Raw genomic sequence first — 25,931 nt, 5'->3', positions numbered from 1 at the left:
GCTTGGTCTGAGTCCGTCAGCCAACGGTTCGGTGCACCGAGGCAGTAGTTCGGCAATGCTGCCCGCGGACTTCCCGGGTTACTTTGTTGTGGCTATCTTCTGGTAGCGCTCCAGGACGCGGCGCCAGTAGGCCAATGCCTCAAGTCCAATGTCCCCGCTGTCCCAGAGAATGTCGATCGGGTTGTTGAGATAGTCGAGCGGGTTGACCATGGAGCCGGGCCGCTCTTCGTCGTCAGTCCTGATGGTGTGGCTTCCGTGTGTGTTGAGCGCCGTGGCGATTGCCGTCGCCAGTTCGGCGGCGCAGGTTATTCGGTCCTCAGCGGTGAGCAAGATTTCTTTCACGGTGCTGCGCAGCGCGGTTCTCCGTGGCCGGCAGAATGTTGGCTCCCACTTGGCGTTTTGGAGGTATGGGGCGAAGGCTGGGCAGGCGGTGACGGTCTCGCCACCGCACGTATGGCAGGTTGCGTCGACGATCTCGGTGGCCGCGATCAGTTGATCTAGCTGGGCTGGGTTGACGATGGTGTCGGGTTCACGTGTGTCGTTCGGATCAGTCCAGATAAGGGCGACCGAATGCGAAACATCGATACCTCGCGATCGGCAGATTCCACCTGCTACACATTCACAAATGGCCACAGTATCCATCGCGACATCCCTTTCATTGAGTTGGTAACTCGGTGCGACTGCAAGGGCTATTCGCGCTGCAGCGGACGAACAACTCCTGGCGAATGGCCGGGGCACTATCACGGTGGCGCGCATCGGAAAGCGGTGCAGCGACGAACAGGATCGTGGAGCGATGCCGACAGCTGCGTATGTTCACTTTTGTGTCCATTTCTCGGAGCACATAGAGGGCTTCGCAGTCACACAGCGCACCGACACGTTGCAGACTTTGCAGTAGGCACCGGCAACAAGGAATATGAGGATGCGCTGTCCCCCACTTCCTAGCCTGCGCAAGATCGCCGTTGCACGTCCTATCGGCCTTCTGTCTTTTCAGATAGCAGGCGAGGCATTCAAAGCTCCGCGAACCAGTCGCTGATGTCTCGCTCGGATTCATAGAGTCGTCGACGTCGCTGGGTACAGGCTTGTTGGTCATAGTCATATCTCCTCTGCGAGTGAAGCGGCGCATCGAGACGAGAGAGTCATCGCGGGGTCGGCTACGTCGTCAGAGAGTCTCGGTGTTGGTCTGAGCGAGTGTCAGGGCGTGGGTGTAAGACAAGGAGGTCATTGTCATTGGCACCTACCGCGATCAGCGCCCTGACCACGTAGGCGGGTAAGTGGAGCGGATCGTCATCAATAGCCCGCAAGGCACATAGCCAGGCAGTGTCGACGTCGCCGAGCAGCTAGATGACCTATTCCAAGGGCGTGGCTTGGTCAGAGTCGAGGCGAGGGCGTCCATGATCGTTTTGTGACGAACAACCTGGACACCCTCGCTACTGCACTGTACGTGAGGGTTGACGACTTGCTCAAAGCCTCACCCGGGCTGGCGCCGTGGCGACCAGAGGTGGGCATCGTCCCGAAGCTGACCGACGCTGAGTTGGTCACCTTGGCGGTGATGCAGGCCTTGCTCGGATTCACTTCGGAGTCACAATGGCTGCGCCACGCTCGGGCTCACATGAGGCATCTTTTCGGTTATCTTCCTCAACAATCTGGCTACAACAAACGGCTGCGAGCCGCAGCTGAGTTGATCAAAACGGTGATCCGCGTGCTCTGCGCCGACACCACTTTGTGGACCGATGACGTGTGGGTCGTGGACTCCACCCCGGTCGAATGCGGTCGCTCACGCGAGACGGCTCGGCGCTCGGATCTGGCCGGATGGGCCGAATACGGGTACTGCGCCTCGCACTCACGCTACTTCTGGGGCCTGCGGCTGCATCTGGTCGCCACCCTGGGCGGGCTGCCCGTCGGATTCGCGCTGACCGGCGCGAAAGCCGACGAACGCCAGACCCTGCTGGAGATCTTCCATACGGACCCCCACCTGACCCGCCACCGGCCAGGTCAAACCCTGATCGGCGACAAGAACTACTACGGGACCGAGTTCGAACGCGCACTGGCCGACGCAGGCCTCAAGCTGTTACGCCCGGCCCGCAAAGGCGAAACCGAACGCCCCGGAGCGCACCTGTTCAAACCCTTGCGGCAGGTCATCGAATCGATCAACCAGACCTTCAAAAGCCAACTCGACCTGGAACGACACGGAGCCCACACACCCAACGGCGTCATCGTGCGCGTCCTCCAACGCGTACTCGCCCTCACCGCCGCGATCTGGCACAACGACAAGATCGGCGCCCCCGTCCACCGATCCCTCACCGCCTACGACCACTGACCTCGGAATAGGTCATCTAGAGCGCTTGACGATTGCGTTCGCTGCCACGTGATGCCGGGGTCGTGGAAGTAGCCGGCCAACGAGATCGGTACGCCCGGCGCCGGCAGGCCGTCGCCTTGTTGTTCGTACCTATCCTGGGTCTGTTGACGAGGCGGACTGGTCTCACCAATCTGTCGCTCGGCGACAATTAGGCGAAAGATCGATGAGAACCGACGACGAAGCGCCAGCTCTTGTAGACGACGTGTGCCGGGATCGGGGTCGTGGGTCCCACAGTTCCCAGAGCCAGCTGTCTGTCCGTATCCACCGCGGGTCGTCAGCCTCTGGGCTGCCGAAGAGTTCAACGGTGTTTGCGGCGCGGTCGATGCTGACGATGCTGGGACCATCCCAGCGCAAAGAGGTGGTCACCTGATGCGGGTGCGCCTGATGTTCCGCGTTGATCCAGTCAACGATGACCTCGGCGACTTCCCTGCGGAATCCGGGATAGAACATGCCGCTTGGACTGATGTCACCGATGATGGCCGGGAATGCTGGGTCTGAGCCATCGGCATGTATGAATGCCGTTACGGGCAGTTCAGTTGATCGCCGTTCCGGCATTGACCATCCGCATTGCAGGCTGGTTGAGTCTTCCGGGATCATTGTCCAGTCCCAGTGTCGGTCCCCTAACGCGTATCTGCCCGCCGGGCCGGGTAGGTATCGCGTTGGTTCACGGTGAGGTTCGTATTGGACGTCGAGGGAGGATGTCACCAGTATGGCGTCGTCGGCCCATTCTGCGCGTTCGGGCTCACCGTATTCCTCGTGGCGATAGTTGATCCAGTGGACAATCCGCTCGGCGACCTCACGTCTAAACAGTGCGATGAAGGGACAGATGCGGTTCGTCGGATGGGTTTTGATCTCTGCGGGGAATGCTCGTGGGTGCAGGTGGTCTGTCAGGATGACGAGATATTCGTCCTTGTCGCGGCTGACGTGGTCACAGTGATGGGGGTTTGCGGTGTGTAGCCACTTCTCTGGTGCGTTCATGGTTTCCCATTCGTATGTTTGTTTGATGCGATCTCGCTGGGCGCGCGAACAAGCCCCGTCGCCGCAAAGGGTTGTTTACGTTTCAAAGCACCGTTTGCCGTCACCTGGTGTGATCTTGCGTGAGACTAGTCGTCGGCGAGTTCAGCGGTGACGACGATGATTTCCCGAGAACTTTCATCGGCACGGTCGCCCCAGTCGACGGTGAAGTCCTCTGCGATGTTCTGGGCCACAGTTAGTGGGTCGTACCGTGCGTCGTTCGTTTCCTCGCGGTCCAAGTCATTGACGGTGACACGCGCCTTGATTGTGATCTCGACGTCGAGCCTCGGATCGTATGCAGCCATCGAGAACCGGTCAAGGAAATTGTCGAGACCGCTCCTTTCGATATCGTCGTCCTCGTACTGGCCGATGGCGTATCGCCGAATCGCATCGAGGGTCTCGTCGATGGTCGCTCTTTGCGTGACCCGCTCGTCCGCCGCGTCGTCGATGATGGCGCGTATGGACATTCTTAAGCTGGGTTCCTGCTGTAGCAATTGCACCCTGGTGTCGGCTGGCATGGAGCGCAGCCCGGCTTTGGTGGCGACACGGATGTCATCCGCACCGGTTCTTGACAGGGCGATGCCTGCGGGAACCTCCAGACAGCTAAACGCTGTTCCTGTGGGAAGCTCGGACAATGGGTAGGTCGGTTCCTGCGAGGAGTTGGTGGTGCCAGTGGTATTCGTTGTCATAGCACTATTCGCCTTCTTCTTGGTTGAGTTGGAGATGGCAGTTTGGCCGTTTAGACTGGCGCTGGTGGCAACGTGCCGGAATTCTCCGGTGATGCTTCGGGATGGATGCCGCCGAGAATACGGACGGTGGTACTAAGTTTGATTGGTTTGTCGTCGGGGCCGCGAAGGTGTGTTTTCACGGTTATCTCGCGGATCTGGGTTCGGCCCGGTCCATACGGCTGTTTTCGGGTGTGCTGGGCGACCCACCACCGGTGGTCGTACCGGCGTTTCTTATCCGTGGGCGGATCTGTGGTTGCGGCTGCCGGTAACGCCGCGTTGTCTTGATCGGGTGCTCGTTGCACCGGTGTGGTCATACGTGGGTCGGGGCGGTGGGCGGTGGTGAGTCTGATCAGGCGCACCTCCGCGGGAGGTCTGCCGGAACGCTGATAGCTCTTGCGGACGCCCTTGTCGACGGGAATCGACCTTGTCTCGGCGATGCGTTGGGCCAGGAAGATCCAGGTCGTGACCAGGCTGCTCACCGCACTTCGCGCGTCTACTCGTTGGGCCGGCGCGAGATGGATGTGGCTGCGAGGCACGATCCAACCGATCTGCCCACGCAGATCCTGCAAGGCCGCTGGAGGCACCCCGGTTCCGATGCTGCCGTACCCGACAACACGGATGCCGGCAGGAGTCGTCGTCCACGTAGCCGCGACGAGGTCACCGCGCACGCCGACCGGCCGGCCCCAGGACACCAGCCCGTGGGACGACGGGAGGTCAGGCTCCTCGATACAGGTCGGCGGTAAGGACTGGGACAAATGGTCAATGTTCGCGGTGGATTCTTCGTCAACCCACAGCAGCCACGCCGATTCGAGGCTGGCCGCCACCTGCGCGCGAACATCGCTCTCGTCTAAGCCCAGCGGCAGCGCCAACGGTCCTGTCAACAGGGTATAAAGACCATCACGAACCTTCGGCAGGGTCGACACCTTCAGAGCCGCTGCCGGCCACCGTCCCAATGGCGACACTTCCAGCGGTGGCCGAAAGCCGGCCACAACCTCCCGATTAAGGAGAGTCGCGAACGCGTCCGCTTCTGGACCCAGCTTCGGCGCTGCGCGTCGACGCCGGGCGCGCAGACCTTTCAGATCGCCCACCGATACGGAAGTCCCACACTCGGCGCACGCATGCCATTCATCACCGAAATTCTGCCGGAATGGCCCGACCACCGCAGCGATCGGGCTCGTGTGAATCCCATAGACAACATGCTGGTCACTACAGAAGTCGCAGACGATCTGCGCGATGGTCGGCTCGACCACGATAGGGCGCGGAAGATGCTCCGGTGGATCGTTGGCCAGCTCCATGGGATGCAGATAGATGATCTCGCCGGTAGCGTCGTCGACGGACCTGTTGAGGGCTACGTTACAGATTTGGCAGGCGATCAGTGATGCCACGTATTCCTCGGCATTCTCGCCGCCCGGTAGTGAAGTCATTGCAGTCTCCTTACGGGCATGGCGCAAGGACCAGCTGATCGAGTATTCATCCGGAATGACATCCGTATGCCAAGCGGGTCATAGGTCGTCGACACTCGGCACCACGTGGTTACAGTCAAGGTCTATTCCTCTCAATGCGTCTCTGCCGCATTCCGCGGCCCACGCTAAAAGGGGCGCGCTCCCACTCGCGAGAACGCGCCCCTTGCGGAGCTAACTCTTCCTTCTCCAGGCGTACATCACGTCATGGAGCCTCGACTGGTACAGATCAGGGGCAAGATGCGAGTATCACCATCGATAAACCCGGCGATTGTGGACAGGCGCGTCCATTGTCATAAGTCGTCACCCGCAATCCAGCCGAGCACCGTCTTGTAACTAGCGTCGTAGTTATCCTTAATCACCGATCGCAGATCACTGGATTGGTTACGAAGGTAGTCCGCGGTGGCGTTGACCATAAGGTTCAAGCCGTCACGCAACCCTGTGCCGGGTGCGTTGACGGCATCGAGAATGTCGTCTGCCGCCCTGTTGAGCGCCCGGACAATCTCCTCAACAGGATGCGCGTGTGATGAAGACTGTTGTGCCGCGATTGTCGTCTTCTGTTTGCTGCTCATGATTTTTCCTCCAAGCCAAATTAGGAAGCGGGGGTTCACGACCCAGCACCGACGCAATAGGTGATTTGCACCGCCAGCGTCGCTCTCTGAGCCTCCGGTCGGGAAGGTCCCTGGCAGCTCTGCTGCGCGCCAGCGCGGATATCGGCACTACGTCTAGTACGTGACGAATCCGTTTCCAAGTTCGGCGGCGTCGCGCAGGAAGCGAACCCAACTGTCGAACCATGTACGCGACCGCACGGGGTCGTCGGACCACGCGTATTCGGCGAACGCGTCGGCGATCCTTGCCTCGGCTGTGGAGTCGAGAATTGTCAGGGCTGCCCGGATCTCGACCGAGGTCACTACCCAGCCATCGTTTGTGCCAGCGATTTTGTGCAGGGGGATCCCGGGAATCTCGCCGCAGTGGGCGGCCAACACCTTGTCACTGGCCGCCATATAAGCCTTCGCTCGGTCACTAAGGGGATTTTCCTCTTCATCGAAGTCAGGTTCATCCCACGTCATGCCGTCCGGCAGGTCCGGGAGATCCGGCTCGTTAGGTTGCCAGAACCCCATCCCAAGGGCCTCCATAATACTGGACATTGAGGCGCCGCCCCAAACATTCAGCCGGTGACACCAAACTTCTTCGGCTCGCATGGCCTCCAATGCCAACTCGACTTTTGCTCGGTACGGCGCCAGTTCTGGGGCGTCGTACCGCAGTGCAGCCTTCGCGAGGAACTCGTCGCACTCGTCGCAGGCCGCGAAGTACTCTTTCTGCGCGTCGAGATACTCGCTTGTGTCCTTGGGCGCCTTGCGCCACATGTAGTCGTATCCCATGGGTTCGGCTCGTCAGATGTGACAGTCGACGAGAACGAGCCAGGTATCTGGATCGAGGGCGTCGATGTACGCGTTGGCCTTCGTGAGGTAGACAGCTTCGGAATCATCCGTCCTGTCACTCGTGGCGAACCAGCCTATTTTTCCCATCTCCCACCACTCGCCCTCGAGGGTGAGCAGGGCCCATCCGGGAATAGCCTGCTCGCGCTTCCGGGCCGCGTACTCGTCTCGCGAACGCCCTTCGATTTCGTCCTCGGGCGCGTCCAGCAGCCATCGCCTGTATTCCTGGGATTCCCGTAGACCCTTGATTCGCGGCTGGTTATGGTAGTCGCGTCGCGCGTCATCCCACGTGTACTGGTTTGTTCCGCCCCCGTCCTTGACGAGACCGGCAAAGGTTGACCAGGGTTCATGTTGTGGCGTGCCGTCGATCACCTTGGCGTAGCGGTCCCAGTCCTCGAGTGCCGCGTTTGAGGCGCGGTCGCGTTGCGCTTGGAGGCGAAGCATTCCCGCTCGACCGCCGTCCACCGCGAACGGCCGAAGGTATGCGTCCTCATTCGCTGACCGAGGCTCCGGCACCATGATGTCGTCCGTTTTTGCGTCAATCCGCGCCTGGAATGTTCCGCGCCAACTGCCGCCGATGGTCCACCAATCCCAGTGAGCCTGCGGATTGCGCCAGTAGGTCTCACCGTCTTCGTCGGTCAGTTCCTCCACCTCCAGGCTTGCGTCGAATGGCCGCAATGCTTCACTGACAGCCGTTTCGGCCTCCTCAGGTGAGTCTGCGGTCACAGCGACGAGCACAGTAAAATGAGACATCTCAGATTCCTTCACTCTTGGGTTCGGGCGCTGCAGCTGCGCACCCTTGGTTGTTGGTGTTGATCGGGAACTCGGCGAGAGGAGCGCGGTCGTCTTCTGCGACCGCTTGAAGCCGGTTAAGGGCGGCTGTGATATCGCCGGCAATGTCCTGCAGGATCGCGGCTCGTTCAGAAAAGTCGTCGGCATCATGGCACCGGACTTCGTGCTCTACCTCTTCACGAATGATGTCGATCTGGTCGTTGATGATGGCAGCGGCAATGTCCAGCAGCGAACCGATGGCGATGCCGCGGCTCAGAAAATCCGCGACCAGCAGGGTTACGATGAGGGCCTGGTTTTTGCCGTTATCCATTTCGAATATCACTGACCGGTCAGTGCCTGGTAGGAATTCCAAGCGGACGGCCCCGAATTGCCGCGTCACCGTGAACGCGTGGTTCGTTGGAATAGGCTGAATGCGATGGACCCGCAACGGCGGGAACGGTGGAGTTGATTCGATCTGGCTTTCGGTCAGGTAGCTCATGGAGCCACCGCCGCCTGGGCGCGAGGCCGCCGACCCGAAAGGGCGGCGGAGATCAAACGTGCGAACTGGGTCATCTGAGACCGCGTCGGGTAGTGTCGCGCGAGGCTTCGATTGTCGTGTTCAAGCAGTGGAATCGCGGTAGACTAAGCATACTTTACCTCGTTTAGCCGTGGTGGAATTTCCCGCGCGATGGGCGCATCGGAAGCGGGACCGATCTTGTTGTGTTTGTGGCACGAAAAGGCCGCAGCGGGTCAGCTGCGGCGTAAGTCTGGTTTGAGCACTAAGTCTGGGTTTTAGTCGACTGTCGGCACTGCGGGAAGTATTGCCGCTAAGGTTGCCGTCTTGGTTGCTGTACGGAACATCGACGCCGCGTTTGCGGCAATGTTCGATATTCCATCCTCTCGTTCCTGTCGAGTGAAAGGCAGTTTCGCATGCGGGCCGACACGGAACACCGGTATCTCGAAATGCCTCTGGGCGACGGCTTGCCCGTCAGAGGTTGTGTATTCATAGAAATCCGTGCTTCGCAGACCCTGAACATCCGATTCGGTATTACCTGTGCAAACAACGATGAGATCGTAGGTACGACCATCGATGAGCCCGGCCCCAGGTAGGGCGACGGGAGTTGCGCGTCGGTTGATAACATTGAGCCTCTGGGCTCCGAAGCGATCCGGCCGCAGGTAGCTGCCGATGGCCTGATATCTGCCGCGGATCTCATCCTTCCAGATGGCGCAGTTTCGCGGGAGGTCGTTGGAATACCAGTCGATACGGTCGACGCTGTCTAGGGCAGCGGCAGCCATAGACGGTTGTGGCGCGATGCCGAGTAAGGACTCGGCCACGCATTTGCCGGAATCGCCACCGCCGACAATCCCGACACGACGCAACGCTCTTAGCGGCCACGGCGTCGCCATGCGCTGCATAAACTGGGGGAAGGTGAGGATCGTCGCGCCGTTGGCCACCGCTTGGGCGTACGGGTCGCCCAGTCCTCGCGCGTCGATGACGTTCTGGGCGTACAAGGGGTCTCGGCCTTCGACGTCAACTTCGATGCCTTCGCCATCACGGGCGACGGACAGTACTTGTGCGTCGGTGAGGACTTCCGCGAACTGAGCCAACGCCAGTCGGATGACGAAAGCCATGTCGGTGTTCGTCTGGTATTCGGCCATGGAGACATTCGCCGCTTGAATCGGTGCGCCCGGCAGGTAGTTCAGACTCGCTCCCCCGTCGCCGGCCAGTCCTGCATCCCCCGAGCGGTTGCGGGAGTTAAGGAAGAAAGTCGGTGTCTTGGACATCGCGAAACAACCGCCGGCCCGTTCGTTGCGTTCCAGCACCAATGGCTTTTGATGTCCACTGAGGACTCGGGTCGCGGCGTAGGCGGCGGCGTGGAAGCCGCTGCCGATGATCACTTCGCGCTCGACTCCGGTCCAGCGTGCCAGCACGTTGTTCTGGCGCACGTCGTCCGCCCAGTAGTCATCCATAAGCTGGTCTGCGTACTCGCGACCGGCTGGATCCAGTGCGATGCCGGTAAGTTGCGCCTCTGCCGGGTTTCGAAACTCCGAGGCCCGCTCCATGACCGCTCGTATTCCGGCTGAGGCGGCCGGTTTCGAGGCGACTGCGGCGAGGAGAGACTCGATCTGCACGGACGGCTCGAAGATGGTCTTCGGCATGGTTGTCTTCCTTTCACTTGGGGATTGGGGCCATTCGCGGCACTACGCGGCGAGAGTGGGAGATTCGGGGACTGGTGGATCCGTACGATCTGCGCGGAATCGGTCGGGTACTGAGCGACAGAAAGGCCCGTACCGCGGGTTGCGGTACGGGCCTTTCGAGTCGATGATTTCCTTGCGCCTAGACGCCTTGCACTGTCATGACTGACTACTTGGATTGGAACTACGCGTCTGCGGGAGGACAGACCAGAGTAATGAAACGATCCAGTCCTCTCACCAGGTCGAGCGTGAGCGGACCGTCCTCCTGCAGCAGCGGGACCAGAGCGTCCAGGAGCTCCTGCCCGTTGGCCGGTAGGTCATCGGAAAGCAGCTCGACGGTGGCCAATAGCGTGCTCGAGAGCCTCCGATGTGGACAGTTTTCCTTGTCCAGCCGTGATTCATATTTGTCGCGGAGGTCGGCGAGCTGTCGGTCGTGCAGCGCCTGCAGCTCCTCTACTTCGTCAAGGTGCTGGTTGGTGGCCTTTTGTACTTCTTTCTGTAGCTCATTTCCAAGGCGAACGGCAAAGGCGTCGTGCTCGGCCATCCAGTGCCGCCGATCCACCTGGTGGCGCCGTGTCACGCCACGCAACGCTTGGCTCATCGCCGACGCGTACTGAGCGGGATCGGCCACCGGGCAGGCCGGTGCGTCGGCCGGCACCGGGTACGCGATGCCGTTGATCGACACCAAGAATTCGGTGCACTCCGGGTCCGCCCAGGCGAAGACGATCCCAGTGGCGCCGCCGTCCAAGATCACACCGGTCGGCACGACGCCGCCGTTGTCGGTGTAGACGAGCTCGGCGAGTGGACGTACCGGCTGGCCGTTAGCGGCGGGCCGGGCGGCCAATGCTTGGCCGACCGCGGCGAGCTGGTTCCAGACCGGAACGGCCTTGTTTGCTGCGACCTTCTGGGAGATGACTTTGCTGGGGACAGTTTTAGTGGGAATGGATAGGGCCACGACGAGCTCCGTTTCGCTCTGCGGGACAGGAAATAGTCCTGTACCGCCGAGGCGGCACAGGACTCTGTGCATGCCGGTGTCTCGGCGAGATCGGACCTTTGGTCCCGGCGTTACGCGCCGGAGGTGAGGCCCAAGAATCGGCGCCACCACGATGTGGGCTACGCGCTGTCCGTAGTCGCCGGGGTGGCAGACTGAGGCGCCACGCGGCCGAGCCGACGGGTGCCGATGATCCGGCCCTCGAGGTCGCGGACGTAATCGTGCGGGACAAGTACGTCCGGGCGCTCACTAGCCAGACCGACCACGAGCGAGGTCAGCCAGAACACACCAGGCCGAGGCTCGGGCAGCTGCATCCCCGCGGGGTCTGCGGCAGGCCCGAACGCGAGGTCGTTGACCGGCACCGGCAGGCGGAATCCAAGCTTGGCCGGTCCGACCACAGCTTCGCCGAGGCGCGCCTGCGGATAGGCCTCCGACGAGGGAATCACCATCAGCGGCCGGATGGTCCCGGTCTGGATCCGGTCCGGGGTGAAGGCCGGGTACAGCGTCATCGCGTGCGGCGTGAGGTTCACGATCGTCCCCTCGGGGAGATCAGCGAACGCTGACGGTGCCGTCGCCATGGCGGCGCCGCTGCGCGGCGCGCCCGCGGTCGTGAGGCCGGGATCGTAGATGTGTGAGTGGGTACGTGGATTGTGTGCTGGTGTGGTGGACATGTGGCCTTCCTTTCTGTCCAGCGAATGCGGACGGGTATTCACGCGCGATCACGCGCGTGGGCATGGATGGACGGCAGGCCGAGAGGCGATCGCGTCTTCATGGACGGGATCGGTGGGTGGCGAGCCGGTGAAGCGTGAGAAGCGGACTGTTTAGAGTCATCGACGAGGGTTGTGCCGGAGACTGGGCGTTTCGCTGTATGGGCGAGGCCGTGGTGTCCGGGGTGAACCGTCGTCGAGTGACGCGTGTCCGGCGTCTCGGGTGGTGCGATTATTTATGTGTTTCCAGCCTAGAAACGTATCCCCGGGTAGACAAGGGAAACTGGCCTGGACAATCCGACACTCGAATGCGTGTTCATGGGTTGAGCTGCGAAATCGTCCGTATTGCTGAACAAATTAATTTCTGTGCGGGTGGCTGTTCATTCTTTAGCCCGCGGTCTTGTCGAGAATGCTCACGTCAAGGAGCTCGCGGGGATGCGCCAATGTTGGCGTCGGCAGTGGCTCGGCGACGGGAAGTTCGGCCAGTCGTCGTCGCCTCCCCGGAGCGTTGGCAAGCGCCCAGATCGCGCTGGCCGGTTGGCCGCCGGTTGAGGTGTCGCGGGCGGCGGTGGCGATGGGGATACGTGGCGCTCTGGTTCTGGTGTTCGCGATCGCGGTCCAGAGGTTTTTTTCGCGTTGTGTGGAAGGGAGCCAGAACAGCACCGGGTGCGGTGGCAGGTGCCCGGTGGCGGTTGTTTGCTCGTACGCCTCGATTTTGTCGAGCAGGACGGACTGGGATTCGGTGCCCGTGTCGTACTCCAGGTAGAAGCCGACCGTACGGCCGTCCTCGCGCCAGGCCCCGTGGCCGTCGCAGCGCAGCCGCGCGTTGTACGGCGGGTACTGCTCGTGCGTTTGTTCCGGGTTGAGCCAGGCCACCAACTGCCCGCGGTGCGTACGTGAGTACGCGTACAGCTGGACGAAAAACTCGTTCGCGCCGACGCGGTGCGCCAGCTGAGGGCTGGCGGCCAGGACAGCGCGGCGTACCCGCAGCGCGTTGCCACTGGCCAGGACGAGTTCGCGTTCGGCCGCGATCAGCGCCGCGCCGGCGTCGTCGATGGTGTAGTGCCACGGTTGCGAGCCGCCTGTGCCGGGATGCCACCGGAACCTGGTGATCAGGCCCGCTCGTCGCAGCCGGTTCAACCGCATCCTGGCGGTTGTCGGACTCCCGAACAATGCCGCTCTCACCTGATGGGTCGTCAATACCCGATGATCGTGAATCCATTCCAGAAGAAAACGATCACGAGAGGTAAGGCAGGCAGTGGAGGAGAAAAACAGGTCAGGAGCAGGCATACCGATAAACGCCTCCAAGCCCGAGAGAGATGGAGATAGTTCGTCGGGTTTTCTGCGGCATCGCGCCGGACACGGCTGACCTGGGCATTCGCCGGCCACGAGGGTGCTGCTGCTGCGCGGTCGGGTACAGCGCTCGGTGTGTACCCAACGCCGACGCACCGCTGGGGGCACCCACGCCCCCGGCCGCGCAGCACGTTCTCGCGCCCGCCGGCGATTGTTGGCTAGCTGTCATCGTCGGTCTCGTCGTTGATGACCCCGTCAGAGATGTCGCCGATTTCGCTGTCGCCGGTGTCTGGATCGGGTTTCTCTTCGCTGGCCAATGTTCGGGGCAGGCCGAGGCGGCGGGTGGCCTTGGCCGTGTTCTCGGCGAACAGGCGTTGAGCGCGATCGGTCGCCTCGGTGGCACGTTCCGCGACCCGGCGACGGATCTGCGCAGCGTGGCCCAGCGCCTGACGGGGAGGATCGGTGTGCAGCGTGAACGGGTGAGTGTCCGCGCCGCCTTCGACCACCGTACGACAGGCCGCCGTGTACGGATCGGGGTGGGCGAGGTCGTACTTGTTGAAAATCGGTTCGGTGTGTTGTTCCAGATTCCGGGCGTCTTCCGGCGAGACACCAAAATAGATTTTGTTGCGGGCGTTCGCCGAAATCGCTGCCTGTGTTTCCGCGGAAAACTGCGGGTTGTGTTGATGCGCGAGAACGAGATTGAGATGGTAACCACGCGCTTCGGCGGCGATTTCGTCGAGTGACCGTGGAAGGTTCAGAAAGTTAGGTGCCTCATCCAGGATCAGCGTGCAGTCGCGGCGCTCGGACTCCGGGACCGCCGAACGGGCAGTCACCGTCTGCCAGATACGCGAGACCAACAGGCTGCCCAAGAGCTGGCAGCTGTCACTGCCCAGCAGACCTTTAGGTAGCCGTGCGAGCAAAATCCCGCCCCGGTCCAATACCTGGGCGAAATTCAGCGTGCTGTACGGCTTGCCGATGGTCTGATTCACGAAGTCACGCAACAGAAACGCGCGCAACCTGGACAGTACTGGGCCGATCACCTGCGCTTGCAGACTCACCGGGAGGGATTCGTACCAGGCCCAGTAGGACCCGAGACCGTCCGGGTCGTCCAACCCCGCGGTGATACGTCCGCGGATCTTTTTGTTGGACAGCAACGAAGGGATCATCGACAGGTTGGCATGGGCGTGCCGGGTCAATGTCAAACATGAGGTTCGCAACGTGTCATCTGCCCTGGGTCCCCAGAATTTACCGAATACTTGGGAAAAGACCCCGCACAACTGGTCGGCGGCGATATTCGGTTCACCATCGAGTGGGTTCCACCCCCACCGTGGTTCGGGCTGCGCCGGGTCGATCAGCACGACACGGTTTGCCGCCGACTCGGGCAGGCGGTCAAGGATGTCGTCGATGAGATCCCCGCGCGGGTCCAGGACGACGACGCCGCGTTTGGCATCGGCCTCGTCGAGCGCGAGGTTGCTCAGGAATGTGGATTTGCCTCGTCCTGTCGTGCCGATCGTGTGGATGTGGTGTCGCGCCGCGTCCACCGACAAGCTGATCGGTCGACCGCCGTGACCGGTTCCCAGGCGTTTGCGCCCAGGCCCGGTGATCGTGGCGGCCGCGGGCGGCGCGACCGGGCGAGCATTCGCACGCTCAAGTTCGGCAATGGTCCGGTCGACCGGGACATGCGCGAGCGCAGCCAACTCAGTAGTCGACAACGCGCTGCCGCCGCGCAGCCGCCGCTGCGTGAGGTGGGTGGCGATGTTGGTGTCGCGGCGGCGCTTGAACCAGTTGTGCCCCGAGTACAGGGCGAACGAGGTCGCGATCGCGTGCGCGCGTCCCCGCAGGCGCGGATACGGGTCCTTCGGCGCCCGGCCGCCAGGAGCGGTCGTGACGGCGACCCCGTACTGGACTGTGACCTCCCAGGACGGCGCGATCATTTTCTCCGCCGCGGCGGATTGCTGCCGCGCGGCGACTGGGCTGCGAGCGGTCGACGGCGTACGGGTGCGGCGCACGGTGGGGTCGATCAGGTCCAGCAGGCCCATCAGCAAGGTGCGGCCGATACCGTGGCGTGCCGACTGCCGTACGCCGGTGGTGGACGGGAGCGGGCGGGCCAGCACCTGCACGACGGAGACATCGCTGTCTTTGCCGTCACCGCAGGCGGCCAGCAGCGGCCGGAGCGGATCTGTGGTGTGCTCGCTGGCCAGGGGCAACTGCCCGCCGGTGGCCAGCACCAGCCGCCCACCTTCATGCGGCGCGCCCGCAGGCAGCGGCGGCAATGTCGCGCTGGTAACGCGGGCGATGCGGGTGGTGGTGCCCGGCCAGGCCGCGGTGGCCGCGTCGGCGATCAGGGTCGGTGGGACTCCGGCCGGCACCCACACCGACAGGGTGAGCTCCCGCCCGACCCAGGTGAACTCCCACGCCACATGCGGCTGCCCGTACAGCCACCGCCGCCAGGCCGGTACGTTGAGACCGCGCAGGTGCCGCCAGAACGCGTCGGCCGCGTCCACGTCGACCTCCGGCGGTGGACGCAGAATCATCTGATGCGCCCCGTCGCGCTGACCCGTCTCACGGCGCCGCCGCGCCACCAAGCGCGCCACCTCGCTGGCGACAACAGCACCAATCAACAACAGAGCGATGCACGCAGCATTTTCGCTCAGCCACCCGACAGTCGCGAGAATGCCATCAATTGCGCCCCGGGACACATCCGCCGTAGCAGGCCCGGCGACGAGATCAGCGACAGCTGGCCCACTGGAAGCGGCGGCGAGCATCGTGGCGATGGTCATGACGCGTCACCGCCCGCCGTGCCGAGCCGTACGCCTCGTGCAGCCATGAACGGCACCGGATCGATCGCGCCGGATCCGGAGGCGTTGTTGTGCAGGTGCACTTCGAAATGCACGTGCGGACCGGAGGAATTACCGGACGAACCTTCATAGCCGATGGGCTGCCCGACGGTGACGATCTGTCCAATGTGGACCAACGGGCGGCGAGCCATGTGGCAGTAGCGGGTGATCACGCCGCCGACGTGGGCGATGTCGACGTACCAGCCGCAGCCCATCACGTTCAGGCCGCCGTCGACGTCACAGTTTCCGGTGCTGGCGTTGCACATCACGGTACGCACGACACCCGCTGACGCGGCGTGGATGACGGTTCCGCGCGGTCCGCCCAGGTCGACGCCGTTGTGCGTCGGCCGCGACGGTGGCCGGAACCTCGACACGATGGGCGCAATGATCGGCGCCATCCATCCGGACGCTGCGATCGGCCCCGCCGCATCAGCGTCCACGCACGACCCGCCGATGGTGATCGGCCCGGCGATCGGGATACGTCCGGACGGAAGGGCCGGACTTGAAGCTGGGCCGTTGGCCGCTACGGCGGCGCCGACGGCCAACGCGTCGACGATGGCGGTCGCGTGCTGTTCGTGTTTCGCGTACGCGTCGGGATATGCGGAGATCTGGACCCGTTGCGCGGCCACCGACACGGGCAGGGACTGCCAGCCACGGACTTTTTCCAGCGCTCGGTAGAACTTCGCCGCGGACGTGGCAGGCGTCATGAGTTCTCGTACTGTTCCCCAGTTTCCGTCGCCTTCGACGGGACGCTGTTGGAACAACCCGACCGAGTCGTGATCGGCGCCGACCCCGTCGTGCGGCAGCGCCAGACTGGCCGCGACGACCTTGGGATATCGGGGATTGTTGTTCGCCGTGTTGTGCAGATCCGATTCCTGCAACGCGGTGGCGATCGCGATCACCCATCCGCGACGCGGGATCCGCAGCTGCGCGCCGACGGCGATGATCGTGGCAGCGTGCCCGGCCTGCGTCGCCGACAATCCGGCTACCGGGGACACGTGCTGGTCACCGACCGCCGGACCGGCCGTTCCCGCGCCGCCGCAGGAACCGTACGCGGAGCTCACCGCGCTCACTGCACCCATCGCCAGCACCAGGACCGCCGACATCACAGCAGCCACGACGAGAAATATCCGTCCCATACCGACCTCACCTCCCAGTGTTCTGATCGCGGTCATCCACAGCTCGGTCCACAGCGCGGCCGTCCGGATCGTCGTCGTCGAAGTACTCGAAGCCGTCATCGGTGGAGAGATCGGCGAACTCGTTCAGATCGCCGCCGTCGCCCCACGCGTCCACGCGCGAGTCGGGGTCCGACTCTGCTGCCTCGGCAAGCGCGGCGAGTTCAGCTGGGTTCGTTGTCGAGGCCCAGTACTCGTTTTCGCTTGCTATACAACGGAAAGCAGCGCGCACATTTCCGGCAAGCAGGAGTGCGTCTCCGCATGCGGCGGCCAGAAGCATGCTGCGCTCACCCGCGGTGAGCCGGAACGCGTCGGCGACGGTGGCGATGGTTTGCGGGGCTTGGCGCATCAGGATCTGCGTGGCCGAGTTGGCGATAACGCGACGACCAATGTCGGTAGCCAGCACGTCATCGACATCGGAGGTCACCAGCGACAGACCGGCCCAGCGTTTCCTGAGCAGTTTCGCGAATTTCAGCAGCCAGCTCGCGGCCTCAGTCGAGGCCAGCAGCTGCCACGCCTCGTCGACCACCACGAGGTCGCGGCAACGAGTGTCACTGGCGCGCTGCCAAATCGCGGACAGCGCGAGCATCATCCCGACTGGCCGCAATTCTTCAGGCAGGTCGCGAATCGAGTACACCACCAGATGCCCGTCCGCGTGCACGGTTGACGGCCCGGCGACCAGCGAGGCGTAGCTGCCGTTGATCCACGGCTCCAACCGCGCGAGCAACCCGGCCGCCGCGCGATCCTTGTCCCTGCGCAACATCGCGGCAAGATCGAGCAATGTCGGGGCGGGTCGGGTGTGGGTTCGCGGGTCGCGGGTGACGCCGGCGCGGTGGTAGGTGCCGCGGATCGCGCGGTCCAGAGCAGCGGTGGAAAGCGCGTCGATCCGCTCCCCCAACATGACCGCCATCAGCGAGTGCACGAACAACGCCTGGCGTCGCAACGCATCCGGGCCGCCGGCGCGGGGCAGTTCCAACGGGTTGATCCGCACCTCGTCGGCGCCGAGTCGGACCACGGTCCCGCCGAGCTGCTCGGCCAGCCGCCCGTACTCATCCTCCGGGTCAATGACGTGGCCGCGTACGCCAGCGATCAACGAGCGCATCAAATCCAACTTGGCCAGGAACGATTTGCCCGCGCCGGAGCGCGCAAGGATGACCGAGTTGTGGTTGTCCTGCGCCCACCGGTTCCAGGTCACGATCCCCGGTGAGGACAGATTCACCCCGTACAGCACTCCGCCAGGGTCGATCGGGACATCGGGTGAGGCGAAAGGGAACGCTGCGGCGACCGCGTCTGTGTCGGCCGTACGCCGCAGGTCGATCGCGTCGGCGGCCAGCGGCAGCGCGGTCGCCCAGCCCTGACCCTGCCGCCAAGTCAAGACCGTGGCGTCCATCAGTACGCCGGCGGCCAGCGATCGGACCTCGGTCACGTCTGCGGTCAACTGTTCACGGGCTGCCGCTCGTACGGTCAGGTAGACACCCATCCGGTAAAGGCGTGCGGCGCCGCGGGCCAGCCGCGCGGCCAGGTCCGCGGCGTCGCCGGCCGCGGCGTCGACCTCGGGGTCGTCCAGGCTGCCGCGGTCGGCCAGCGTACGGCGTGCTGACTCCAGCCGGGACCGCTGCTTGCGCAGCCGGGTCGCCGCGACCTCGGCCGGCATCGGGTCGACGAACAGGCTCACGTCCATCCGGCCGGGCCAGGCGAGCAGCGGTTCCAGCCACCCAAGACCAACCTCGCCGGCGAACCCGGTCACGGCCAGGCTGGTGGCGTACCCGTCCCCCGCCCGTACCGCGTCCGCCCCAATCTCCAGGCAATGCGGGCCACCTATCCACGCCCGCGAGCGATCGACCCTGGGCCGCGAGCCGACGCCTGACCACCGTGTATCCGATCGCGGATCTGGCCGTGGCGGCCGGCGGGAGTTGGTGGTTGCGTCGTTGACGGTGGCCTCTGGGGGCGGCGCGAATGGGTCAGCCGCCGATCGCAGCACTTCCTCGACGTCGCCAGGGGGCAGTACGTGGGCGGCGACCTCGGCGGCACCCAGCGAGGCGATCGCCTCGGCCGCGTGGTCCAGAACCCGGCCGCGCCGGCGGTCCCGGATCACCAGCAACACCTGGCGCGTCAGGATCTCTTGTTCAGCGTCCAGCGCCGAAAGGAAGTCGGCGTGATCCCGTGCCGCCGACTCGATCGCCGGGTGCACCGCCGCAGCGGCCTGCTCGCGTACGTCGGAGGCGATGCCGGCCAAGTTGACGGTGTGGGAGCGGACCAAGATCTGGACCGAACACTGGTCGAGCGAATGCAACCAGCGGGCCATTGCGCCGACCAGCGCCTCCTGTTCCTCCGCCGTACGCAGGGCGAAGTTCACCGGCGCGCATTCTACGACGATGAGCTCAGCGTCGCCGACATCGATCACCCCGTTCGGGTGGATCGCCTGGTATGGAGCGGTCAGAGCCGCGAGCCGGCCGCGAGCGCCGCGGAGCTGCGTACCGCGTCCGTAGGCCGGGATCGGGGGCATCGAGTCGGCGGGCACCAGGCGGCGAGGCGCACGGAAATGCGCTGCGGCGGCCAGCAGCCACCGGTCCAGGCTCATCCCGCCGCGCCGGCCCAGGGTGATCACGATCGCCAGTCCCATGACAGGTATCGCCACCGCCAACGCGACCAACGCCGGAACCACGTGGCCAAGCACCTGATACGCCGCCCACAGGCCAGCGGCGACCCCGCCCAGGATCAGGCACTGGCGCATCGTCAAACCGAACGCGATCCGGTCCGGCCGATCCACATCGGCCGGCATCGGGACACGGATCTCACGCTGCTCAGACATGGACAGCCTCTATTTCCCGGGAGCGCGCTCAGGCGCACCCGACGACGGCGACGATGGAGAGGACGTGGGTGGGGCCGTCTGCGAACTCCGGCTACTCCCCGCGGATCGGCCCGGTGGCGGCGTCGGTTTCGCCGTCACGCGTCGCCGCGGCGCCGCAGTAGCGGAAGGAGCGTTGGAAGCCGCCTGTTCTGCGCGAGGCGGCCCGGACGATGGCCTTGTTGATCGCCTGGGTCGTACTGGCGGCGGTATTGGGAGGGAACCGGATCCGCTGCGACCGCGCTTCGCGCGTCGGGCCGCCGACATGCCTGCCGCTACAGCGACACCAGCGACCGGTGTTCCCACCGACCCAGCGGCACCAGCGGCAGTGGATTTGAGGCCGGCCGCCGCACCGGCCTTCACACCGGTCCTCGCCGCTGTCGCACCGGCCGCCTTCGCGGATGCTGCCCGTGTGCCGCTGCCGGTCGCGCTCGCCGTACGGGTCACGGGCTTGCCCAGACCGGGCAACCCCCAGCGACCGCCCTGTCGCTTGGCATCGGAATCCGTGACATTGCGCCAAACGCCGTTCTGGTTGATCTTGCCGCGCACCGGATTACCGGTCAGCGAACCTGCGCCGGAGTTCCTGGGGCCGGTCCTGCGGGGACGGGGGCCACCTCCGCCGGGGCCTTTCGGGCCGCTACTCGGGCCGCGGGACGAACGCCCGCGGTTGTCGGATCCGGAGTCGTCGCCTCCGCCTTTACCGAAAACCCTGCGCCACGCTGAGCGCAGCCCGCGATCGGCCAGCCGCTCGGTGAAATACCGCATCGGAGAAATCCGCAACCGCGGCGCCCTGCTGCGCACCGTACGCAGACACCAGAACGGGATCTTCCACAGCAGCCACAAAATCACGATCGCGGCGAGGACCTTCAAAATCGGCGAGGTCCCAAGCGACAGCAGATTGTTCGGCGGCGACAACAAAATCGGCGTCGCCGCCGTCAACACCACCCCCTGCGCCAGCCCTGTCCCCAAGCAGGCCGCGAAGGCCCGCCACCACCAAATCGCCACCGACTCCACACCCGGCAGGGCATGGCAAGTCAAGGCCAGCGGCGCGACACCGATCAGAAGGATGAGTAACAGGACACGGACGAACATCGTGATCGTCAGCAGCAAGACGCCGACGAACATGATCAATACCAAAAGCACTACGGCGATCCCCGGCGTGAACAACGCCCGCGCTCCGATGTTCTGCAGCACTGAACCAAGAACCGCCGGCGTCACCGAGCTCGACATCGCCAAGGTGAGCGCATTGCAGAATCGGATCGCTTGCGAGCACAGTGGGAAACTCAGGTTCGCCAACAAGAATGCCGCCACCAGACGGACCGCGATCTCACGGACGGTGTAACGGGACTGAACGGTCTCGTATCCCATCGCCGTCGCTGCGCCGATGACGATCAGCAGAACGAAACAAGCGTTGGCGACCACCTGCGACGTCGACCACATCGTCGACACGTCAGACAACGCCGTCACATCCGGCGTCAACGCCGAGAACTTCCCCAACAGAGACAGGAAAAGCAGACCCGTCCCGAGCGTCACCGACAACAACCACGCCGAAATCGCGCTCGACAGCAGGTCACCGGGCACCCCTCCCCCAGAAGACGACGGCGGCGCGACAGGTGGCGCCGGGGTGATGGACGGAGTCGCGGATTTCTGCGGCGCTGGCGCCTTCACCTGCGGTGCACTCGCCGCCGCTGGCATGGGCTGCGTTGTCGGTCCGGGAGGTGGCCTCAACCGATCGAGGACCGTTGCCGTGGCCGGTGCGACGAAAACCAACAGAACCGCGGCCAGCACAGCTGCCAGCCCAGCGAAAAGTACGACAAAACCTCGCCGCCCAGCATTGCCCCCTGGCGTGGTGCCAGCTCTCCGTTGCCCGGTCATGATCCGAACACCACCGCGTACAGAATGTCGAACAGGACCTTCGCCAAGGCCGCGATCACGTATCCGACCGCCGCGGCCTTCAGGGCCGACTTCGCCTTCTCGACCTCGCCCGGCTCGCCAGCCGAGAGCCAGCGAAAGCCACCAATCGTCAAGAACAATGAGGCCAGCGCCCCGAGAAGAACAATGATCGCAAGCCGCAGTCGGTCAATCACGCCGATCAGCTCTTTTTGGTCTGCCGTCGGACCTGGCGGCTTATCCAAGGCAAAAGCCGGCGACACGTCGATAAACACCGCGACCGCAGCGGCAAATAGAGCAACAGCGCCAACGGTCGCCGCAAGGCGACAGCCGCGTCGTTGAGCTGTACGGCGAACGAGCGAATTGAATTTCTGTGAGCAGGAGGGGCGCATCGGGGCTCACCCCCTTGAATGACCGAGCGCCTAAGGCGAACCCGGTGCCAGGGAGCAAAACGCGACGCTTCCTCCTTTTTTTAGGTGACAAAAGAAATGTCGATATCTCACCGCGGCGCTCCCCGACACGGGCCGGCAGGCGACTGGGCGCCTACACCCTCAAAGGCCACGGAGACCCTCAGTTCTTTACTTGCTTCAATCAACGAAAATTTCGGACACAAAGAGATTCACGACTGAAGCCGGCGACACAAGAACGCCGCGAGCGCAGCAAAAGGGTCGATGAATGCGCATTTCCGCGAAGCGAGAGAAAGGAAGGATTTTCCGAGTGTCGTCTAGCGGTTCATGAACTGTCCAACCCGTCGCCTGCGTCGTTGCGCCTTACGACAGCAAAAGCGCCACGCCAATAGACCCGACATGAGGTCCGCTGGTGTGGCGCTATGTGCGCGGGATCGATGGCTACCTGATGAGGGTTTGCGATTCGGCGACCTGCCAACTAGTCGTCGCCGATGCGAAGAGGTCCGGTTCAGTTCCGGAGTACGGGCCGCCGGCCCAGCTAATCCGCCAACGGATGGTGGCGCGCACCGTATAGCGCGTTGATGGCGCGCCAGCTGACGAACTGTCGTAAATGTATCCGCAGTCCGGTGACGCCGCGGCTCCGCCACGTGCCGGTGTCCACGGTGTTCCTCGTGAGTGGCAGGTCAGCCAGCCGCCGTCTCCCATTGACCAACTCACCGCCACTGGACGTGCTGTCGCTGTGACCGTCAAGGCCGGAACGCTCGCCGTGGCGGTCTGGGTCTGCCATGAGTCGCGGCTGACCCACAGCCATACCGGCAATCGGACCAGCTTTACCCCTGTCGGACTCGCGCCCGTACGAACCGCTGGCAATTGAAGGCGGGAAACGGCCTCCTGCGCCAATGCGTAAGGATCAGCTGGCGCTGGCGCTGCTGGCGGGAATCCGCAGTCGGGCAATCGGCGACGGGGAAGCTCTGATCCATCCGCCTCGCGGAAATAGCAGCCGGGTCGCACTCCTGGCACATTGTCCGGTTGTTGGTTTGGTCGGGTGACGCTCTGAGCAGGTCGGCCTTCATTTATTGGGGGCTGCGGCGGATTCTCGCCGGGAACGGGTCGATCGCCAGCGACGACGCGGCACTGCGGGGTCGGCGACTCGTGACATGAGGCCCCGCCGTACGGATCGGCCCACGCGGGGGTTGTGGTCACCAAGATTCCGCCGATCGCACCAGAAACGGCCGCAATGAGCCGTAAATGCTGTCTTCTCAGCATGAGTTCGCTGGTCCGATCGTGTACTCACTCACCCGCCAGCCACCGCCAGCCCGGTTTACAGTCGCCGTGAATTTCCGACGCGCACGCTTTTCGCCGGCGACCAGGTCTCCGGTTTTCGCGTAGTAACGCAGCCAGGTGGTTGAGTCTCCGCAATCGGTCAATGTCACCGTGGTCGGATTCCCTGCTGGAGAGACAGATTTGGCCTGCGGATGCTGGACTGGGCGTCCTTTCGTGACAATTCCTTCGCGCCGCCACTCCTGGAGGGTTCCTCGAAGGATGGTGAGGGCGTCGCCGGTGGCGTAGTCGTCCAACAGTCTGCCGTCGTAGTCGGGAATTTCTGCCGAACGCGCCAGCGCCGCCCACAGTCCGCTCCAAGCAGACAATGCCGCCTGCTCGGGCGCGCTCGACTGGGTCGGCGACGGCGCGACCGCAGACGGAGGATAACCAGCAAACGTCGGACGCGACGACGTGCCTGCCGGAGATCCGGCTGACGAGCACGCCGACACAAACGCGACCGTCATCGCCACTATTAGTACGGCCCACGCAGACTGGTGACGCATTCTGTACACCCCCGTTGGCTACAGACAGCTGTCCTGGGTCCTTGCTACTACAGTCAGGCCGCGCTTGGCAACGGTCACCGCCGAGCCAAAGCCCCTGCTCAGCGCCCATCTCGATCAACTGTTCAAGATCTGTCCAATGGCTGACCTGGGCAGATTTCTCACGGATCCAGCAGAGACTCGACACGGCAGCCCGCAACGAGATTCTTGGGATCGACTCGTCCGACCTGCCCGCGGCGACGCGCTTCGCCGGCAGATTGAAATTCCTGCCACCGATGGATTGTCATCTTCCGAACAGGACTGGCGGTCGAGGTGCGCACGGATCGCGCGATTCGAAGACCATTGTCGCTGTTATCCAGACAAGACCCGACAAGCCGGATACGGTTTCTTGGTCAGCTCAGCCGCCGGCAGCGTGCAGCCGTGGCCTGACTGGCGGCGCATCGCGAATGGCGGCGAGGCGAACGGGGGCTAGGCATGGCGCGAGGTGCGAAGACTGGGCAGGAGCCGGATAGTCCTGGCTCGAGCTCTGTTCCACGTCAATCTTCGGTGTCCGCAGGTAAGGACGCGAGTATCGGCCTGATAGCGGCGTTAGGTGTTGCTGAATTCCGGGCGATGTGGGCAGCGGAGGCGTTGTCTCAGGCCGGTGACCAGCTGGCGCGAGTGGCGTTGTCGGTGCTGGTGTACGAGCGGACCTCGTCTGCGGGGCTGACGGCGTTGGCGTACGGGTTGACCTATCTCCCGACCGTGCTGGGCGGGACGCTTTTGGGGAGGCTCGCGGATGTTTTCCCGCGTCGCGGGGTGATGGTTGTCAGCGACATCTTTCGGATGGCTGTGGCAGCAGCGATGGCGATCCCGGGGATGCCATTCGTGTGGCTGTGTGTCCTACTGATCGCGTTGACCATCGCCGGCGGGCCGGCGCGAGCTGCGCAACTGGCACTGCTGCCGGCCGTACTTTCCGGCGGATCTGAGCACCGTCGTCGGCGTGGTTCATCCGCGGTCGATCGGCGTGACGACGACCAGAATGAGCAGTTGTATGTCGCGGGGCTCGCGGTCCGCAATATCACTATCCAGTCCGCGCAGGTAGCTGGTTTCGCGGTCGGTGGATTGGTGATCGCGCTGATCGGTCCGTACTGGGCGCTGGTCGCGGACGCCATGACATTTCTCGCCTCGGCGTTGCTGGTCTGGTGGGGCGTACGCCCTCGGCCAGCACCTGCGGCTGGCAGGTTCCGCGGCAAGCATGCTGAGCTGCAGGAACGCGAGGTGTCCGCTCAGTCCAGTTGTGCGCCCGGTCCTAAATCCAGTGCCTGGTTGTCCTGGGTAGGCGCCGGCGCAGTGGCGGTGTGGGCGGTCCCCGGCGGCGCGGTGTTGTTCGGACTGAAGATGCTCGCCGGTCTGTACGTCCTGCCCGAAGGTCTTGCCGCTCCGTATGCGGCGCAGCTTGGTGGTGGCTCCGTTGTAATTGGACTGCTCTTGGCCGCAGATCCGATCGGGTCGGTAGTCGGCGCTTGGGCGTACGCGCGATGGGTTCCGGCCGCGTGGAAACCGCAGATGACCGGCTGGCTGGCGGCCGGCGCCGGAGTACCGCTCATCGGGCTACTCGCTCGTCCGGGCGTCGTGTGGTCGGTGGCGCTGATCGCGGCAAGCGGATTGTTATCGACTCCGTACCAGATGCAGGCCACCGCGATGGTCACCCGGGCTGTGCCCGACGGCGTGCGTGGGCAGGTGTCTGGATTGCTGTCCACGGCTTTGGTGGCCGTGCAGGGCTTGGGCATCGTGGTCGCCGGCGCCGTTGCGCAGGTAACCGGGACCGCCGCGACGCTGGGATGCGCGGCCGTAGTCGGAGCTGGATTGGGCGTCGCTGGAGCACTCGCGTGGTCGCGAGTGGCTGGCGCTGTCGCCCAACCCAGAACCACTTAACGGAGGGAGTCGTGACCGACATTGTCCCCCGGTTTTTGGCAGCACCGAAGCGCCCGACTGCGCGGGCGCTGTGCGGATC

The 25,931-nt window shown here is 63.9% G+C and carries 21 protein-coding genes; 2 read left to right on the top strand and 19 right to left on the bottom strand.

Annotated elements, in window-relative coordinates; all coding sequences use genetic code 11:
- Window positions 1-78: 78 nt before the first annotated feature.
- Together ABD301_RS11770 and ABD301_RS42405 are read right to left on the bottom strand one after the other, a co-directional pair.
- Window positions 79-642 carry a hypothetical protein gene (locus ABD301_RS11770; RefSeq protein ID WP_344309761.1) on the bottom strand — a complete coding sequence of 188 codons (564 nt, stop codon included), beginning with the start codon at window positions 640-642 and terminating at the stop codon, window positions 79-81.
- A 13-nt stretch (window positions 643-655) separates the two neighbouring features.
- Complete coding sequence (locus tag ABD301_RS42405) at window positions 656-1,051, bottom strand: DUF2695 domain-containing protein (RefSeq protein ID WP_425551931.1); 396 nt, start codon at window positions 1,049-1,051, stop codon at window positions 656-658.
- A gap of 351 nt (window positions 1,052-1,402) precedes the next feature.
- On the opposite strand from ABD301_RS42405, the gene ABD301_RS11765 reads away from it, so the two are divergent.
- Window positions 1,403-2,317, top strand: coding sequence for an IS982 family transposase (locus ABD301_RS11765; protein ID WP_344309758.1), 915 nt, complete (start codon window positions 1,403-1,405; stop codon window positions 2,315-2,317).
- Between the two features lie 162 nt (window positions 2,318-2,479).
- Here the strand turns inward: ABD301_RS11765 and ABD301_RS11760 are convergent, their stop codons facing one another.
- The 17 genes from ABD301_RS11760 to ABD301_RS11680 all read right to left on the bottom strand — a co-directional run bounded on the left by ABD301_RS11760 (window position 2,480) and on the right by ABD301_RS11680 (window position 23,899).
- The gene (locus tag ABD301_RS11760; RefSeq protein WP_344309756.1) at window positions 2,480-3,334 is read right to left on the bottom strand and encodes a hypothetical protein; all 855 of its coding nucleotides are present in this window, start codon (window positions 3,332-3,334) and stop codon (window positions 2,480-2,482) included.
- 125 nt (window positions 3,335-3,459) lie between these two features.
- The gene (locus tag ABD301_RS11755) at window positions 3,460-4,059 is read right to left on the bottom strand and encodes a hypothetical protein (protein ID WP_344309754.1); all 600 of its coding nucleotides are present in this window, start codon (window positions 4,057-4,059) and stop codon (window positions 3,460-3,462) included.
- A 50-nt stretch (window positions 4,060-4,109) separates the two neighbouring features.
- Complete coding sequence (locus ABD301_RS11750; protein WP_344309752.1) at window positions 4,110-5,522, bottom strand: hypothetical protein; 1,413 nt, start codon at window positions 5,520-5,522, stop codon at window positions 4,110-4,112.
- Between the two features lie 329 nt (window positions 5,523-5,851).
- Entirely contained in the window at window positions 5,852-6,130 is a 279-nt protein-coding gene (locus tag ABD301_RS11745) for a hypothetical protein (protein WP_163573026.1), read from the bottom strand.
- 153 nt (window positions 6,131-6,283) lie between these two features.
- Window positions 6,284-6,925 (bottom strand): hypothetical protein, encoded by a 642-nt coding sequence (locus ABD301_RS11740; RefSeq protein ID WP_279582853.1) that lies wholly within the window; start codon window positions 6,923-6,925, stop codon window positions 6,284-6,286.
- Between the two features lie 27 nt (window positions 6,926-6,952).
- Entirely contained in the window at window positions 6,953-7,735 is a 783-nt protein-coding gene (locus ABD301_RS11735; RefSeq protein WP_344309746.1) for a hypothetical protein, read from the bottom strand.
- A gap of 16 nt (window positions 7,736-7,751) precedes the next feature.
- Window positions 7,752-8,267: a hypothetical protein gene (locus ABD301_RS11730; protein WP_344309744.1), complete on the bottom strand. Its 516-nt coding sequence runs from the start codon at window positions 8,265-8,267 to the stop codon at window positions 7,752-7,754.
- A gap of 293 nt (window positions 8,268-8,560) precedes the next feature.
- Window positions 8,561-9,928 carry a hypothetical protein gene (locus tag ABD301_RS11725; RefSeq protein ID WP_344309742.1) on the bottom strand — a complete coding sequence of 456 codons (1,368 nt, stop codon included), beginning with the start codon at window positions 9,926-9,928 and terminating at the stop codon, window positions 8,561-8,563.
- Between the two features lie 220 nt (window positions 9,929-10,148).
- Window positions 10,149-10,919: a hypothetical protein gene (locus ABD301_RS11720; RefSeq protein ID WP_344309740.1), complete on the bottom strand. Its 771-nt coding sequence runs from the start codon at window positions 10,917-10,919 to the stop codon at window positions 10,149-10,151.
- 158 nt (window positions 10,920-11,077) lie between these two features.
- Window positions 11,078-11,626 carry a hypothetical protein gene (locus tag ABD301_RS11715; RefSeq protein WP_344309738.1) on the bottom strand — a complete coding sequence of 183 codons (549 nt, stop codon included), beginning with the start codon at window positions 11,624-11,626 and terminating at the stop codon, window positions 11,078-11,080.
- 423 nt (window positions 11,627-12,049) lie between these two features.
- Window positions 12,050-12,952 carry a replication-relaxation family protein gene (locus ABD301_RS11710; protein WP_344309736.1) on the bottom strand — a complete coding sequence of 301 codons (903 nt, stop codon included), beginning with the start codon at window positions 12,950-12,952 and terminating at the stop codon, window positions 12,050-12,052.
- Window positions 12,953-13,173: 221 nt separating this feature from the next.
- Window positions 13,174-15,735 (bottom strand): type IV secretory system conjugative DNA transfer family protein, encoded by a 2,562-nt coding sequence (locus ABD301_RS11705; protein ID WP_344309734.1) that lies wholly within the window; start codon window positions 15,733-15,735, stop codon window positions 13,174-13,176.
- Window positions 15,732-16,910, bottom strand: coding sequence for a M23 family metallopeptidase (locus ABD301_RS11700; protein ID WP_344309732.1), 1,179 nt, complete (start codon window positions 16,908-16,910; stop codon window positions 15,732-15,734). The genes ABD301_RS11705 and ABD301_RS11700 overlap by 4 nt, the downstream gene beginning before the upstream one ends.
- A gap of 28 nt (window positions 16,911-16,938) precedes the next feature.
- Window positions 16,939-19,779: a PrgI family mobile element protein gene (locus ABD301_RS11695; protein ID WP_344309730.1), complete on the bottom strand. Its 2,841-nt coding sequence runs from the start codon at window positions 19,777-19,779 to the stop codon at window positions 16,939-16,941.
- A gap of 9 nt (window positions 19,780-19,788) precedes the next feature.
- Window positions 19,789-21,690, bottom strand: coding sequence for a TrbL/VirB6 family protein (locus ABD301_RS11690; protein WP_344309728.1), 1,902 nt, complete (start codon window positions 21,688-21,690; stop codon window positions 19,789-19,791).
- Window positions 21,687-22,097 carry a pilin gene (locus ABD301_RS11685; RefSeq protein ID WP_279580591.1) on the bottom strand — a complete coding sequence of 137 codons (411 nt, stop codon included), beginning with the start codon at window positions 22,095-22,097 and terminating at the stop codon, window positions 21,687-21,689. The genes ABD301_RS11690 and ABD301_RS11685 overlap by 4 nt, the downstream gene beginning before the upstream one ends.
- A 1,274-nt stretch (window positions 22,098-23,371) precedes the next feature.
- A complete protein-coding gene (locus tag ABD301_RS11680) occupies window positions 23,372-23,899 on the bottom strand; it encodes a hypothetical protein (protein ID WP_344309725.1) in 528 nt (175 codons plus the stop codon).
- 582 nt (window positions 23,900-24,481) lie between these two features.
- Here ABD301_RS11680 and ABD301_RS11675 point away from each other — a divergent pair.
- Window positions 24,482-25,852, top strand: coding sequence for an MFS transporter (locus ABD301_RS11675; RefSeq protein ID WP_344309723.1), 1,371 nt, complete (start codon window positions 24,482-24,484; stop codon window positions 25,850-25,852).
- Window positions 25,853-25,931 lie beyond the last annotated feature (79 nt).

Source organism: Fodinicola feengrottensis (genome assembly GCF_039530045.1).
GTDB lineage: Bacteria > Actinomycetota > Actinomycetes > Mycobacteriales > HKI-0501 > Fodinicola > Fodinicola feengrottensis.
This window is presented reverse-complemented; position numbering and strand designations above follow the sequence as displayed.

Coding starts and splice junctions, on each gene's coding strand:
- ABD301_RS42405 (WP_425551931.1), bottom strand. CDS start 1,051: ATGAATCCGAGCGAGACATCAGCGACTGGTTCGCGGAGCTTTGAATGC.
- ABD301_RS11740 (WP_279582853.1), bottom strand. CDS start 6,925: ATGTGGCGCAAGGCGCCCAAGGACACAAGCGAGTATCTCGACGCGCAG.
- ABD301_RS11730 (WP_344309744.1), bottom strand. CDS start 8,267: ATGAGCTACCTGACCGAAAGCCAGATCGAATCAACTCCACCGTTCCCG.
- ABD301_RS11680 (WP_344309725.1), bottom strand. CDS start 23,899: ATGACGGTCGCGTTTGTGTCGGCGTGCTCGTCAGCCGGATCTCCGGCA.
- ABD301_RS11710 (WP_344309736.1), bottom strand. CDS start 12,952: ATGCCTGCTCCTGACCTGTTTTTCTCCTCCACTGCCTGCCTTACCTCT.
- ABD301_RS11745 (WP_163573026.1), bottom strand. CDS start 6,130: ATGAGCAGCAAACAGAAGACGACAATCGCGGCACAACAGTCTTCATCA.
- ABD301_RS11685 (WP_279580591.1), bottom strand. CDS start 22,097: ATGCGCCCCTCCTGCTCACAGAAATTCAATTCGCTCGTTCGCCGTACA.
- ABD301_RS11770 (WP_344309761.1), bottom strand. CDS start 642: ATGGATACTGTGGCCATTTGTGAATGTGTAGCAGGTGGAATCTGCCGA.
- ABD301_RS11690 (WP_344309728.1), bottom strand. CDS start 21,690: ATGACCGGGCAACGGAGAGCTGGCACCACGCCAGGGGGCAATGCTGGG.
- ABD301_RS11755 (WP_344309754.1), bottom strand. CDS start 4,059: ATGACAACGAATACCACTGGCACCACCAACTCCTCGCAGGAACCGACC.
- ABD301_RS11725 (WP_344309742.1), bottom strand. CDS start 9,928: ATGCCGAAGACCATCTTCGAGCCGTCCGTGCAGATCGAGTCTCTCCTC.
- ABD301_RS11760 (WP_344309756.1), bottom strand. CDS start 3,334: ATGAACGCACCAGAGAAGTGGCTACACACCGCAAACCCCCATCACTGT.
- ABD301_RS11705 (WP_344309734.1), bottom strand. CDS start 15,735: ATGACCATCGCCACGATGCTCGCCGCCGCTTCCAGTGGGCCAGCTGTC.
- ABD301_RS11750 (WP_344309752.1), bottom strand. CDS start 5,522: ATGACTTCACTACCGGGCGGCGAGAATGCCGAGGAATACGTGGCATCA.
- ABD301_RS11695 (WP_344309730.1), bottom strand. CDS start 19,779: ATGTCTGAGCAGCGTGAGATCCGTGTCCCGATGCCGGCCGATGTGGAT.
- ABD301_RS11715 (WP_344309738.1), bottom strand. CDS start 11,626: ATGTCCACCACACCAGCACACAATCCACGTACCCACTCACACATCTAC.